The organism is Achromobacter sp. DMS1 (assembly GCF_001270295.1).
Window position 1 is genome coordinate 1 of the sequence record NZ_LHSJ01000099.1, and the last position, 13586, is coordinate 13586.

The 13586-nt window shown below is 69.2% G+C and carries 12 protein-coding genes and 2 pseudogenes; 8 read left to right on the forward strand and 6 right to left on the reverse strand.

Annotation, left to right across the window (positions count from 1 at the left end; translation table 11 throughout):
- Positions 1 to 382: 382 nt before the first annotated feature.
- A complete protein-coding gene (locus AD428_RS13220) occupies positions 383 to 1192 on the reverse strand; it encodes an AraC family transcriptional regulator (protein ID WP_053245486.1) in 810 nt (269 codons plus the stop codon).
- A 154-nt stretch (positions 1193 to 1346) separates the two neighbouring features.
- Between AD428_RS13220 and AD428_RS13225 the strand changes: the two genes are divergently transcribed.
- Positions 1347 to 2597, forward strand: a complete 1251-nt coding sequence (locus tag AD428_RS13225) for an MFS transporter (protein WP_053245487.1) — start codon at positions 1347 to 1349, stop codon at positions 2595 to 2597.
- 5 nt (positions 2598 to 2602) lie between these two features.
- Here AD428_RS13225 and AD428_RS13230 read toward each other — a convergent pair whose 3' ends face one another.
- Complete coding sequence (locus AD428_RS13230) at positions 2603 to 2926, reverse strand: hypothetical protein (protein WP_053245488.1); 324 nt, start codon at positions 2924 to 2926, stop codon at positions 2603 to 2605.
- A gap of 144 nt (positions 2927 to 3070) precedes the next feature.
- Between AD428_RS13230 and AD428_RS13235 the strand changes: the two genes are divergently transcribed.
- The gene (locus AD428_RS13235; RefSeq protein WP_053245489.1) at positions 3071 to 4324 is read left to right on the forward strand and encodes a GGDEF domain-containing protein; all 1254 of its coding nucleotides are present in this window, start codon (positions 3071 to 3073) and stop codon (positions 4322 to 4324) included.
- Here AD428_RS13235 and AD428_RS13240 read toward each other — a convergent pair.
- Complete coding sequence (locus AD428_RS13240; protein ID WP_369798757.1) at positions 4314 to 6218, reverse strand: S9 family peptidase; 1905 nt, start codon at positions 6216 to 6218, stop codon at positions 4314 to 4316. The two genes, AD428_RS13235 and AD428_RS13240, sit on opposite strands and share 11 nt — an antisense overlap.
- Before the next feature lie 188 nt (positions 6219 to 6406).
- Between AD428_RS13240 and AD428_RS13245 the strand changes: the two genes are divergently transcribed.
- Positions 6407 to 6859, forward strand: coding sequence for a BPTD_2524 family lipoprotein (locus AD428_RS13245; protein ID WP_053245491.1), 453 nt, complete (start codon positions 6407 to 6409; stop codon positions 6857 to 6859).
- Between the two features lie 12 nt (positions 6860 to 6871).
- Here the strand turns inward: AD428_RS13245 and AD428_RS13250 are convergent, their stop codons facing one another.
- On the reverse strand, positions 6872 to 7288 hold the full coding sequence (locus AD428_RS13250; protein WP_053245492.1) for a PaaI family thioesterase: 417 nt from the start codon (positions 7286 to 7288) through the stop codon (positions 6872 to 6874).
- Between the two features lie 115 nt (positions 7289 to 7403).
- Between AD428_RS13250 and dinB the strand changes: the two genes are divergently transcribed.
- Positions 7404 to 8483, forward strand: coding sequence for a DNA polymerase IV (dinB, locus tag AD428_RS13255; protein ID WP_053245493.1), 1080 nt, complete (start codon positions 7404 to 7406; stop codon positions 8481 to 8483).
- Between the two features lie 31 nt (positions 8484 to 8514).
- Here the strand turns inward: dinB and AD428_RS13260 are convergent, their stop codons facing one another.
- Positions 8515 to 8973: a GatB/YqeY domain-containing protein gene (locus AD428_RS13260; RefSeq protein WP_053245494.1), complete on the reverse strand. Its 459-nt coding sequence runs from the start codon at positions 8971 to 8973 to the stop codon at positions 8515 to 8517.
- Between the two features lie 142 nt (positions 8974 to 9115).
- On the opposite strand from AD428_RS13260, the gene hmpA reads away from it, so the two are divergent.
- The 3 genes from hmpA to AD428_RS13275 all read left to right on the forward strand — a co-directional run bounded on the left by hmpA (position 9116) and on the right by AD428_RS13275 (position 12228).
- Positions 9116 to 10336, forward strand: coding sequence for an NO-inducible flavohemoprotein (gene hmpA, locus AD428_RS13265; protein WP_053245495.1), 1221 nt, complete (start codon positions 9116 to 9118; stop codon positions 10334 to 10336).
- Between the two features lie 44 nt (positions 10337 to 10380).
- Entirely contained in the window at positions 10381 to 10818 is a 438-nt protein-coding gene (locus tag AD428_RS13270; RefSeq protein WP_053245496.1) for an Rrf2 family transcriptional regulator, read from the forward strand.
- 162 nt (positions 10819 to 10980) lie between these two features.
- The gene (locus AD428_RS13275; RefSeq protein WP_053245497.1) at positions 10981 to 12228 is read left to right on the forward strand and encodes a D-amino acid dehydrogenase; all 1248 of its coding nucleotides are present in this window, start codon (positions 10981 to 10983) and stop codon (positions 12226 to 12228) included.
- Positions 12229 to 12248: 20 nt separating this feature from the next.
- On the opposite strand, the pseudogene AD428_RS13280 reads toward AD428_RS13275, so the two are convergent.
- Positions 12249 to 12889, reverse strand: a pseudogene (locus AD428_RS13280) (flavodoxin family protein).
- A 142-nt stretch (positions 12890 to 13031) separates the two neighbouring features.
- On the opposite strand from AD428_RS13280, the pseudogene AD428_RS13285 reads away from it, so the two are divergent.
- Positions 13032 to 13556 (forward strand): annotated as a pseudogene (locus tag AD428_RS13285) (LysR family transcriptional regulator); the annotation flags it as partial.
- Between the last annotated feature and the right edge of the window lie 30 nt (positions 13557 to 13586).

Sequence of the window (13586 nt, forward strand, 5' to 3'; positions counted from 1 at the left end):
GCCCAGCCCCAGCGCCACGGCCGCGCACGCGCCCGCCCCGGCTGCCACGGCGGCCGTTTTGACGAGTATGCGTTTCCAGGGAAGGCCCGGTTTGCCGCCCGGGGTGGCGGAGGAATGCTGGGGGGTGCTCATTGCAGCCGATTCTAGGGCAGAACGGGATAGACCGCCTGCCGGCGCCAAAGGTTTCCGTAACCAAAATTGCCGGCGCAAGGACGCGTTCCGGGCAGGGAAAGATCAGGGGACGGGTCGATGCGCAGGGAGGACAGCCGCGGAACGGGCCGGCGCCTGCCACGCGCCGTTGCACGCGCCCGTTGCACGCGCCCTGAACTGTATTGCCTGCGGTGACAAACGGCAAGACCCGTTGCAAGGCGCGGGGCGGGTTTCAGCCGGCGGCGCGGCCGCGCACGTAGCGCTGCGGCGGCTCGCCCAGCGCGCGGTGGAACATGGCGGCGAAGGCGCTGGGGCTGCGGTAGCCCAGGCGCGCCGCCACGCGCGCCACCGATTCGCCCAGGCAGAGACGGCAGACCGCGTCGGCCAGGCGCACCTGCTGCACCCACTGGCGGTAGTTGAGGCCGAGTTCGGCCTGGAACAGGCGGATCAGCGTGCGGGCGCTCGCGCCCACCTCGCCGCCCCAGTCTTCGATGCCGCGCCGCAGACCGGGCTGGTCCAGGATGGCGGCGCAGATGGCCTGCAGACGGCGGTCGCGCGGCCACGGGATCTGGACGGGGACGACGCGGGCCGCCGCCAGTTCCGACAGGATGAGCGCGGCGATCTGGGCGGCGCGGCCTTCGGGCGGATAGTCGATGGGCTCGGCCGTGAGCGCCAGGATCAGCTCGCGCAGCAGGCCGCTGACCTCGATGACCTGGCATTCCTGCCAGAGGCCGCGCGCGGCGTCGGGCTGCACGTACAGCGAGCGCATCGACACCGCGCCCACCATGTCCACCCCGTGCGGCAGGCCGGCGGGCACCCACAGCGCGCGCAGCGGCGGCAACGCCCAGAAACCGTCCGGCGTGGTGATGCGCATGATGCCTTCCACCGCGTAGATCAGCTGCGCGCGCGGATGGGAGTGCGAGCCGGTGCGCGCGCCGGGCGCGAATTCCTTGGCCAGCGCGGTGACCGCGCGGGGGCGGTGCTGGTAGTCGTCGGCATTGATGCTGCGGCCGGGGGCGGGAGGGGCGGGGCGGGCGGGCACAGTGTCACTTCCGTAGGATGGCCTAAGCCCGCAGCATAGGCGCTATTGGGCATGTCTGTCACTTTCCCGACGAAATATGTCAGATCGGCCCAGGGGCATCTTCCTACACTGTGAGGCAGGTTTTCTCTTATCAGGACTCCTCCGTTCCCCCGTCATGAATTCCGCCCAGAATCCCGCCCTGGCCCCCGATGGCCGCGCCCCGGCGACCGCGCCGGCTCCGGACGCCGACTCTTCCACCGCCTTCAAGGTGCTGGGAGCGATCAGCGTGGCGCACATGATGAACGACATGATCCAGTCCATCCTGCTGGCCATCTATCCGATGCTCAAGGGATCGTTCGGGCTGTCGTTCGCGCAGATCGGCCTGATCACGCTGGTTTACCAGCTCGCCGCCTCGCTGCTGCAGCCGTTCATCGGGTTCTATACCGACCGCAACCCCAAGCCCTATTCGCTGCCGGTGGGCATGGGCTTCACGCTGGTGGGTCTGCTGACGCTTTCCCTGGCGCCGTCCTTCGGCTGGCTGTTGCTGGCGGCGGTGCTGGTGGGCACGGGCTCGTCGGTGTTCCACCCCGAGTCCTCGCGGGTGGCGCGCATGGCTTCGGGCGGCCGCCACGGCCTGGCGCAATCGCTCTTTCAGGTCGGCGGGAACGTGGGCTCGGCCCTGGGGCCGCTGCTGGCGGCGTTGTTCATCATTCCGCACGGGCAGGGCAGCGTGGCCTGGTTCTCCCTGGCGGCCCTGTTCGGCATGGTGGTGCTGGTGGGCATCGGGCGCTGGTACGGCCGCAACCGCGAGCGGCTCAAACCCCGGGCGCGGCGCGCCGGCGCGGCCGCCGGACATGGCCTGTCGCGCGGGCAGGTGCTGGGCGCGCTGGCGGTGCTCGGAGTGCTGGTTTTCTCCAAGTACTTCTACCTGGCGAGCCTGAACAGCTATTTCACGTTCTACCTCATCGGCCGTTTCGGGCTGACCGTGCAGCAGGCGCAGATCTACCTGTTCATTTTCCTGGCGGCGGTGGCCGTGGGCACGGTGGTGGGCGGCCCGGTGGGCGACCGCGTGGGCCGCAAGATCGTGATCTGGGTGTCGATTCTGGGCGTGGCGCCGTTCACACTGCTGCTGCCCCACGCCGACCTGTTCTGGACCGGCGTGCTGGCGGTGATCATCGGGGTGGTGCTGGCCTCGGCCTTCTCCGCCATCGTGGTGTACGCGCAGGAGCTGGTGCCGGGCAAGGTGGGAATGATCGCCGGCCTGTTCTTCGGCTTTGCGTTCGGCATGGGCGGGGTGGGAGCCGCTGCGCTGGGCAAGCTGGCCGACGCCACCAGCATCGCCTATGTCTACCAGGTCTGCGCCTATCTGCCGCTGCTGGGCATCGTGGCCGCGCTGCTGCCGGATGTGGAGCGCCGGCGCGCCTGAGCGTCTCAGGCGGTCAGCGCCAGGAAGGCGGCGAGCAGGAGGGCCGCGAGCAGCAGGCGTATGGGCAGGTTGAGCATGGGGGGCAGGGCGTCGGAATCGGGCGGGAGGCGCCGGCGGCGGCCCGCCAGGACCGCCGCCGCATGCCGGCAGGCGGCAAACTGTAGGGGTTTTCTCGCAAATCGACTGTCAATTACTGCAAAGAGGATTCCGGCGGGCCATGGCTTGTCGTATTCTTCGTGCCGTGCTCGCGCCATTGTGCCGGCGAGGGCCGCGGCGGGGCAGGAGAAACGCGTTCCACGGTCCGTCGCGAAAGTAACAAAAAGAGTCAAGCGTGCGTGCCTGTAACGCGAGTCATGCCGGCCAGGCCGGCATGACGCCTGCGCGGGCTGCCCTGCCGCGCAGGCGTCCCATGAACCCGGTGCAACTGCAGTTCCGAGCGGCCAGGCGCCCGCCAAGATGCCTGCCGTGATGACATGACGACTTCTTTATTCTTCCTGGTGTGGGCCCTGGCCACCGCACTGGCCGTGCCGTTGCTGCTGCCGTTCTGCGTGCGCGGCCTGGCCGGCGCGCGTGCCTTCGCCGCCGCCAACGTGCTGGCGGTGCTGTCGCTGCTGGCCAGCGCCTGCGCCGGGGTCGGCGCGCAGGCGGCCTGTATGGCGGTGGCCGACGCGAGCTGGCTGTTCTCCATGGGGCTGGTGCACGCGGGGCTGCGGCAGTTCTTCGGCCTGCGCCCGTGGTTCGTCCGCATTTTCGCCCTGGCGGGCGGCTGCCTGGCCGGCATCGGCCTGCTGGGCATGGAGGCGGGGCACCTGGCCGGGCGCATCGTGCTGTATTCCTCGTACACCTGTGCGGCGATGACGGCCACGGGCGCGCTGATACGGCTGCAGCGCCACCAGATCCAGACGCGCGGCGTGGTGCCTTATCTGCTCATTTCCGTATTCGGCCTGGCCGCGCTGCATTTCCTGCGCGTGGTGGTCTACGGCAGCGGCTTGCAGGCGCTGGGGCCGCTGGAGCAGCCAACGCCCTGGGGGCTGTTTTTCATCGTGTGCGGGTCGGTGACCGTGCCGGCCCTGTTCCTGGCGCTGCTGCTGCTCCTGCAGACGCGGATGTCGGAGCGCATGCAGGCGGCGCTGACCTTCGACACGCTGACGCAGGCGTATACGCGGGGTAGCATACTGGACGAGCTGGGGCGCGAGCTGCGGCGCTGCGCCCGGGGCGAGGGCAAGCTGGCCGTGCTGGTGCTCGACATCGATCACTTCAAATCCATCAACGACCGCTACGGACACGCGGCCGGGGACGCGGCCCTGCGCCATTTCGCGCGGGTGGTGCAGCGGGCGGTGCGCGCGAGCGATCGTTTCGGCCGGCTCGGCGGCGAAGAGTTCGTGCTGCTGATGTACGACTGCGAGCCGGCGCGGGCCCTGGTGCACGCACAGCGCGTGTGCGATGCGCTGCGCGACGCGCCGTTCTACCTGCAGGGCATCGAGGTGCCCATGACCGCCAGCGGCGGCCTGGCCTCGTACCAGCCGGGCGATACGGCCGACGTCATCCTGGCCAACGCCGACGCGGCCCTCTACCAGGCCAAGCGCCTGGGCCGCGATCGCGTGGAAATGGCGTGGAAGGGCTGCGGCGCCGGACTGGCGCGGTTCGAGGGGGAGATCGCGCCGGCCGCCCACGCGCCGCTGGCCGCCGCGCTGGCGGCCGAGAGCCCTTCGGGGACTACGGCTTGAGGTGGGTGGTCAGGAACTTTTCCATGGCCTCGTAGAACTCGAACTTGTTCTCGTCGTTGTGGAAGCCGTGGCCTTCGTTGTCCTTGACCATGTATTCCACCTCCACCCCGCGCGCGCGCAGCGCCTTGACCACCTGGTCGCTTTCGTCTTTGTTGACGCGCGGATCCTTGGCGCCCTGGGCGATGAAAAGCGGCGTCTCGATGCGGTCGGCGTGCAGCGCCGGAGAGGTGGCCGCCAGCCGCGCCTTGTCGCGTTCGGGATCGCCCACCATGTCGTGCATCTTGGCAAGCAGGGGCTTCCAGTAAGGCGGAATGGTGTTCATGAACGTGAACAGGTTCGACACGCCCACGTAGTCCACCGCCGCTGCGTACAGGTCGGGCGTGAAGGTCACGCCCGCCAGCGTGGCGTAGCCGCCGTAGCTGCCGCCGTAGATGCCGATGCGCTTGGGGTCGGCGATGCCCTGCTCGACCAGCCATTTCACGCCGTCGGTGATGTCGTCCTGCATTTTCAGGCCCCACTGGCCGAAGCCCGCTTCCCAGAACTGGCGGCCGTAGCCGGTGGAGCCGCGGAAGTTCATCTGCAGCACGCAGAAGCCGCGGTTGGCGAGGAACTGCACCTCGGGGTTGTAGCCCCAGCCGTCGCGCGCCCACGGGCCGCCGTGCGGATTGACCACGCAGGCCAGGTTGCGCGGCTCGCGGCCGGCGGGCAGGGTCAGGTAGCCATGGATGGTGAGGCCGTCGCGGCTACGGTAGCTGATGGGGCGCACTTCCGACATGGCCGACTCGGGAATCGCGGGATTGATGTCGGCCAGCTTGCCCAGCGTGTCGGCGCCGCTGTCGTAGATATAGCGCGAGCCGGGCGTGCGGTCGTTGTAGGCCGCCACGATGAACTTGTCTTCGTTGCGGTTGGAGCCCTGAATGGCGAGATCGTAGCCGGGCAGCTTCTGCCGGAGCCGCGCAAAGAGCTGCTCGGTCTGCGCGTCGAAGAACTTGTACTGCGGCTTGTCGGTCTGGTAGGCGGCCAGGGTGAGCACCTGGCGCTTGCGAGAGAACGCCGCGCCGTCCAGGTCCACTTCGTCGGTCTTGTAGATTTCTTCCTCGATGTCCGGCAGCGCCGGGTCGATCACCACCAGCGCGAGCTTGTCGCGTCCGCGGTTGCTCAGCGCGTAGAACTTGCGGTTGTCGAATGTGAAGAAAGTGGGGCTGACGCTGCTGCGGTAGTCGGTGGTGATGAGTGGCCGGAATTCGGCGTTTTCGTCGTCCCGGTAGAGCAGGGTGGTGTTCAGGCCGTCGCTGGTGATGGCGGCGCGCACCTTGCCGGCGTGGTCGGTCTGCCAGCCCACGACGTTGCCCGGGTTCTGCGCCACCAGCACCGACTGTCCGGTGTGCACATTGACGCGGTAGACGTCGAAGACCTGGGGGTCGCGGCGGTTGTGGCTGATGAGGACGTGGTCGGGATCGTCTTCCAGGTCGTCTTCGATGCCGGCGCGCACGCCGTCATAGGGCGTGAGGTCGGTGATCTGGCCGGTCTTGGCATTGACGGCCAGCACGTGGAAATTCTCGTCGCCGCCGAAATCCTTCTGGTAGAGCACCACGTCGGAGCCTTTCCAGAAGAAATTGCTGATGTCGCGCGCGGTTTCGGCGGTAAGGCGGCGCGGTTCGCCCACCGGCTTGCTGCCTTCGAGCGGCTGGACGTAGATGTTCATGCGGGCGGGCTGGCCATCCACGCTGGCGGGCTGCATGAACCCCAGCGTCTTGCCGTCGTCGGCCAGGCGGAAGAACCCGCGTTCGGGATTGCGGAAGAAGTCTTTGAGGGGGTAGACCTGCGGCGGCTGGGCTGCGTCCGCGCCGAGCGAGATGCCCAGGATGCTGGCGGCCAGCACGGTGCGTTTCATGAAAGAGAACAAGGGGAGCCTCCGGTTTGCTGCGTGAACGGCGCCGCCGGCGCGGCGTATGCCCTGGCGATGATGCCACACCCGCCGACGCGGTGTCGAACCGGCCGGCCGGGGCCCTGCGGGGCGGGCCGCGCGTGCGCGAAGACGGTTATGCGTGATAATTCCGCCTGGCAATCTGGAGATTCCTCATGTATAGAAATCTGGTCGCGGCCTCGGCGCTGGCCCTGGGGCTGGCGGGCTGCTCCATCGGCATTTCGCAAGACAGCCATTCGCCGCGCGCCGAATTCACCGCGCCGGTGGATTACAAAGACGCGTATGACACCGCCGTGCGGCAGGCCAACGCCTGCCTGCGCAGCACCGACAACGCCTACCGCGTGTCGGGCCGGCTCGACACTGCCTCGCAGGCGGGCACCGTGCGCGTGCTGGCCCCGTACAGCGACAACGAAATGGCGCTGGTGGATGTGAAGGGCGCCGGGCCGGGGAAAACGGCCGTGCGCATCGTGATGTGGGGCAAGGGCACCTGGGATGCCGCGGCGGTGCGGGCCATGAGCGACGCCATCGTCTACGGCCTGACCTCGTGCTCCTCGTACATGCCGCTGGACCCCAAGCCGGTCAAGCCATCGAGGGACCTGCCCAGATAGGGCGGGCCGCGCTCAGTCGCCGCCCGGGCGGCGCTTGATGATCTTGAACGTGGCCGTGGCGCGCGCCACCAGTTCGCCGTCGGCGCGGCGTATGTCGCCTTCGCAGAAGGCGATGGAGGCGCCCCGGCGCAGGCAGCGCGCCTCGACGGTAAGGTCGCCCGTGCCGGGCGACAGGAAGGTGGTGTTCATGTCGATGGTGGCCATGCCCTCGGCGGCGTCGGCCGAGCCGCGGGCGGCCGCGCTGAGCACGAAGTCCAGCACGCTCATGAGCGTGCCGCCGTGCACGTCGCCTCGGCTGTTGGTGAGTTCCTGGCGCCAGGGCAGGAAGGCGCGGGCGTGGCCCGGGGCAATGCTTTCCGGCACCAGGCCGATGTAGCTCATGAAGGGAATGGTCAGGCCGAAATAGTCTTGCGGGGCGCTAGCGGTCATGGAAACGTCGGGAGCAGGGTTGGACACGGGGCCGGCGCGCGGCGCGCGCGGCGGCCGGTCATAATATCGCTTTTGCGCACCCTCGCCGGCCCGGCCATTCCGCTTTTTTCATCCCATGCAATTCCAGCGCAAGATCGTGCACATCGACATGGACGCGTTCTACGCGTCGGTGGAGCAGCGCGACAATCCCGAGCTGCGCGGCAAGCCCGTGGTGGTGGCATGGACCGGCCCGCGCTCCGTGGTGTGCGCCGCCTCGTACGAGGCGCGGCGCTACGGCGTGCATTCGGCCATGGCGGCGGCCCGCGCGCAGCGCCTCTGTCCGCACGCCATCTACGTGCCGCCCGATTTCAACCGCTACCGCGAGGTGTCGCGCCAGGTGCGCGAGATCTTCTCGCGCCATACCGACCTGATCGAGCCCCTGTCGCTGGATGAGGCCTACCTGGACGTCACCGAGAACAAGGGCGGACTGCCGTCGGCCACGGAAGTGGCCCAGGCCATCCGCCGCCAGATCCGCGAAGAAACCGGGCTGACCGCCTCGGCGGGCGTGGCGCCCAACAAGTTCCTGGCCAAGATCGCCTCCGACTGGAACAAGCCTGACGGGCTGTTCGTCATCCGGCCCACGCGGGTGCGGGAGTTCCTGCAGCCGCTGCCGGTGCGCAAGGTGCCGGGCGTGGGCAAGGTGACGCAGGCGCGGCTGCAGGAGCTGGGCGTGCGTACGGTGGGCGATCTGGCCATGCTGGGCGCGGCCGAGCTGGAGCATTATTTCGGCCGCCACGGCCTGCGGCTGTATGAGCTGGCGCGCGGCATCGACGAGCGCGAGGTGCAGGCCGACCAGCCGCTGCAGCAGGTATCGGCCGAAACGACGTTCTCGGAAGACCTGCGGCTGGACGCGCTGGGCGAGGCCATCGACCGCATGGCGGAAAAGGTCTGGGCCCAGGCGCGCCGGAAAGGAGCACTGGGCCGCACGGTGGTGCTCAAGCTCAAGACCGACCGCTTCCGCATTCTGACCCGCAGCCAGACCAGCGCGCGGCCGCCGGCCTCGTCCGAAGAGTTGGCGGCGGTGGCCCGCATGCTGTGCGAGCGGGTGGACTTGCCGCCCCACACCCTGTATCGGCTGGCCGGCGTCGGGATGAGCAATTTTTCCGATTCCGCCGAGCAGTCGCGCCAGTACGATCTTTTCGGCGGGGCGTTCTAGGCCGGCCTCGCATGCGGCCTGCCAGCCCCGGCTACAGCCTCGACTTCACCTGCTGCGACAGGGCGCTCATGTCGGCGCGGCCGGCCAGCGACTGCTTCAGGATGGCCATCACCTTGCCCATGGCGGGCGCGCCGGTGACGCCTTGCGCGGCCACTGCGGCCAGGGCGGCGTCGATGGCGGCATCCACTTCTTCCGGGGTCGCGGCCTGCGGCAGGAACTCCTGCAGCACGGCCAGCTCGGCCTTTTCCTGCGCGGCGGTTTCGGCGCGGCCCGCCTGCTCGAAGGCGGCGATGGATTCGCGCCGCTGCTTGACCTGTTTTTCGATGATGGCGGTGATCTCGGCGTCGGTCAGGTCGCGGCGCTCGTCGACCTCCTTCTGCTTGACCGCGGCCAGCAGGAAGCGCAGCGTGGCCAGGCGCTCGGAGGCCTTGGCGCGCATCGCGTCCTTTACGGAGTCGGACAGACGCGTCTTGAGCGTAGCGGTGCTCATGGGTGAACCTTTCTGATGAGATGTTGCGGCGGAACGCCAAGTTTAAACCGCGGCGCCCGGCCGTTTTGCGCGCCGCTTTTTAAACATGTATTATTCGCACATCTTTTAACGCCGCATTGCCGCGGCAAGCCAGGAGTCGTAGATGTTGAGCCCTGAAGTCCGTGCGCTGGTGAAGGCCACCGCGCCCGTCCTGAAAACCCACGGCGTCGATCTCACCCGCCATTTCTATGCCCGCATGTTCCGCCACAACCCGGAACTGCGCCAGATCTTCAACCAGGGCCACCAGGCCGGCGGCCAGCAGCAGCACGCGCTGGCCGGCGCCGTGACGGCGTATGCCGAGCACATCGACGATCCCTCCGTGCTGCTGCCGGTGCTGGAACGCATCGCCCACAAGCACGTGAGCCTGGGCATCCGGGCCGAACACTACGCCATCGTGGGCAAGCACCTGCTGGCGTCCATCCGCGAAGTGCTGGGCGCGGAAGCGGCCACGGACGAGCTCATCGGCGCCTGGGCGGCCGCCTACGGCCAGCTCGCCGACGTGCTGGTGAAAATGGAATCGGAGCTGTATGCCGAAGCGGCCGCCCGCCCGGGCGGCTGGACCGGCTGGCGGGCTTTCCGCGTGGCGGGCAAGCAGCGCGAAAGCGCCGAGATCACGTCTTTCTATCTGGCGCCCGCCGACGGCGGCCCGGTGCCGGAATACCGTCCCGGCCAGTACGTCTCGGTGCGCGTCTACGTGCCCGAGCTGGGCCTGATGCAGCCTCGGCAGTACACGCTGTCGGACGCGCCGGGCCAGGGGCGCCTGCGCATTTCCGTCAAGCGCGAGGCCGCCACGGATGCCACGCCGGCCGGCATGGTTTCCAACACCCTGCATGACCGTTTCGAGGAGGGCAGCGTGCTGGACGTGGCGCCGCCGCAGGGCGATTTCTACCTGCGCGAAGACGACAAGCGTCCGGTGGTGCTGCTGAGCGGCGGCGTGGGCGTGACCCCCATGCTGTCCATCCTGAACCACCTCGTGCGCAACGACGACGACCGCCAGATCCGCTTCGTGCACGGCTGTCGCAATGCTTCGGTGCACGCCATGAAGGAGCACGTCAACGAAGTGGCCGCGTCGCGCGCCAACGTGCGCAAGACGGTGTTCTACGAAGAAGTGGGCCACGGCGACCAGCGCGGCCGCGACTACGACCACCAGGGCCGCGTCGATCTGCGCGCCATCCGCGACGAAGCCATCCTGCCGGACGCGGATTATTATCTGTGCGGTCCGGCCGGCTTCATGCGCGCCCAGCGCGAAGCCCTGCTGGAACTGGGCGTGCCCGCCTCGCGCATCCATGCCGAGGCCTTCGGCACGGGCGGCGTGCCGGCCTGAGCGGTGTATGCTGGCGCCCCGCCGTTTCGCATCGTGACACTGCCATGCAACTGACCCGCTTTACCGACTTCGGCCTGCGCGTGTTGATGTATCTCACGCAATGCCGCGACCGCCCCGCGCCGGTGACGATTCCGGAGATTTCGGAGCGGTTCGGCGTGTCGCGCAACCACCTGGTCAAGGTGGTGCATTTCATGGCGCGGCGGGGTTGGGTGCGCACCGCGCGGGGCAAGGGCGGCGGGCTGGCGCTGGCTCGTCCGGCCGGCGAATACCGGCTGGGCGAGATCGTGCGCGAGCTCGAAGGGCAGGGGCCGCTGGTCGACTGTCGCCAGCCGCCCTGCGCGTTGGACGGTTCCTGCCTGCTGGCGGGCGCGCTGGCGCGGTCGCTGCAGGTTTTCTACGCGGCCCTGGACGCCCACACCCTGGCCGACCTGGTGCGCGAACCCACCGCCGCCGCCATCATCACGCTGCACCGCGCGGCCTGAGTCCGCCGTCGGCATGCCCGCTTTTTTTCCGCCCGCGCCGTGCGGCGCGGGCGGGCTCCGCCCCATGATGTTTTGTTATGGCTCCCCGCGAGTTTGCTATTTGCCGCGGGGGACGGCCCGGTTCAGAATCGGCGGGACATTCAGCTTTTTCTCGGGAGCGGTATGCGGGTTTGCGTGATCGGCGCGGGCGTGGTGGGCGTCACCTCGGCTTATTTCCTGGCGCGCCAGGGCCACGACGTGATCCTGGTGGACAGCCAGGCGCGGCCCGCCGAAGTCTCCAGCTACGCCAACGGCGGCCAGCTAAGCTACAGCTACGTGGCGCCCCTGGCCGGCCCCGGCGTGCTCTCCAGCGTGCCCGGCTGGCTGCTGCGCGACGATTCCCCGCTGCGTTTCCGTCCCCGGCTCGATCCTCATCAATGGCGCTGGTGCCTGCAGTTCGCGCTGGCCTGCCGCGCTTCGGTGGCCCGCGCCTCCACCGCCGAGATGCTGACGCTTTCCTATCTGAGCCGCGACGTCATGCATCGCCTGCTCGAGCAGGAAGACCTGGATTTCGGCCATCTCACGAACGGCAAGCTGATCGCCTATCGCAGCCCCCCGCTGCTGGAGAAGGCGCGCGCGCTGGTGGCCTACCAGGCCGAGCACGGCGCCGAGCAGCGCGTGCTGGACGCCGACGAGACCCTGGCGCTGGAGCCCGCCCTGGCCGGCATGGGCGGCAGCCTGGCCGGCGCCATCTATACGCCCAGCGAAGAGGCGGGCGATTGCCGCCAGTTCACCGAGGCGCTGTTCGAACGCCTCGGCACGCTGGGCAACGCCGAATGCGTCATGTCCAATCCGGTGTCGGGTCTGCGCCGCGAGGGCGGGCGCATCGTCGCCGTCGACACGTGCCAGGGCGACATCGCGGCCGACGCCGTGGTGCTGGCCACCGGCATCGGCACCCGCGCGCTGCTCGAGCCCCTGGGCGAAGACGTGCCGCTCTATCCGCTCAAGGGCTACAGCCTGAGCGTGCCGCTGGCGGCCGGCGACCGTGTCGCGCCTTCCATCAGCGTGACCGACTACGAGCGCCGCATCGTGTATGCGCGCGTGGGCAACGTGCTGCGCATCGCCGCCATGGTGGACATCGGCAGCCGCGATGCCGAGATCGACCCGGCCCGCGTGGCGCTGCTCAAGCGCCAGGTGAGCGAGGCTTTTCCCGCGCTGGACTTGCGCCAGGCCATACCCTGGGCGGGCCTGCGGCCGGCCACGCCGACCGGCAAGCCCCTCATCGGGCGCAGCCGCGCGGCGAGCAATCTCTGGCTCAACATCGGACAGGGCGCGCTGGGCTTCACGCTGGCCTGCGGCAGCGCGGCGCTGCTGAGCGCCCAGATCGGCGGGGTCGAACTGCCGCTCGACCCGGCGCCGTTCCGGCCCTGACTGAAGGTGAAGGCGCGCCTTCAGGCCGGCGCCCACACGGCGTGGCTGCGCGGGGTGTCGATGGCGTAGTCGGAATATTTGCGGGCGAAGAATTCGACGCCCAGAGGGTGTGCGCCGCGCGCAGCGGCTGGCGCGGATCGCCGGCAATCTCGCCGCGCAGGTTGCCGGCGCCATGCACGTAGCCCACGAATGCGGAGTGCGAGTACCGCGCGTACTCCTGCAACTGGTGCACGATGCCCAGCGCCGCGCCCGGATAGGTTTCCTCGGAAGCCAGCGCCAGTCCCAGCCGCTTGCCTGCCATGCGCCGGCGCACCCGCGCGGCCTCGTCGGAATCGCCCGCGTAGTGGGCGAACGAGCGGTCGAAAAACGCCTTGGTCTGGGCCGACATGCCATACCAATAGATGGGCGTGGCGAAGAGCACGCCGTCGGCGGGCAGGAAGTGCTCCAGGAACAGCTCGGCATATCGGTCGTCGGGCGCCGGCCGGTGGCGCAGATCCGTCAGGAAGCCGTTCAGGTAGTCGTCCAGGAACAGCAGTTCGGCGCTCGTGCCGGCCTGGCGGGCGCCCTCCAGCGCGGCGACCGCGAGCGCGGCGCTGTTGCCGTCGCGCCGCGGACTGCCCACCAGCACGAGCAGCCGTTGGGTATGATGACCTGAATTCATGGTTCTCTCCTCGGAAGCAAAAGGCGGTTGCCTTCCATCAGGGAGAACTCTAGGGCGTCCGCAGGGCCGCCACAAACGACGATTCCTATATCTGGATGAATTCAATTCATCCATAGCGGGGCTGTGCCCCAGGGAGCATGCCATGTTCGCCGCCATGCCCATCACCGCCCTGCGCGCGTTCGAGGCGGCCGCGCGCCTGCGCAGCTTCAAGCTGGCGGCGGCCGAGCTGGCCGTCACGCCCACGGCCGTGTCGCATCAGGTGCGCGCCCTGGAAGAACACCTGGGCGCGCCACTGTTCGAGCGGGTGCCGCGCGGAGTGAGACTGACCGCGGCAGGCGGGAGCCTGTTCCAGTCGGTGCATGCCGCGCTGCTCGACGTGGCCCGCGCCATGGACGCGTTGCGGCCCAGGCCGGCCGCCGGCGCGCTGACGGTTTCCGTTACGCATTCCTTTGCCGCGCTGTGGCTGGTGCCTCGTCTCGGGCGCTTCTACGCGGCGTTTCCGCAATACCGCCTGCGCCTGGACGCGCGCAGCGAGCCGGTGGACCTGCTGCAGGACGCCAGCGTGGACGTGGCCGTGCGCTACAGCCGGCGGCGCTACCCTGCGCTGCGCGAAGCCGCGCGGCTGCCCGAGGTGTTCCGCGTGTATGGCGCGCCGGCGCTGCTGGCCAGGCTGGACGCCGGCCCGCGCCGCTGGTGA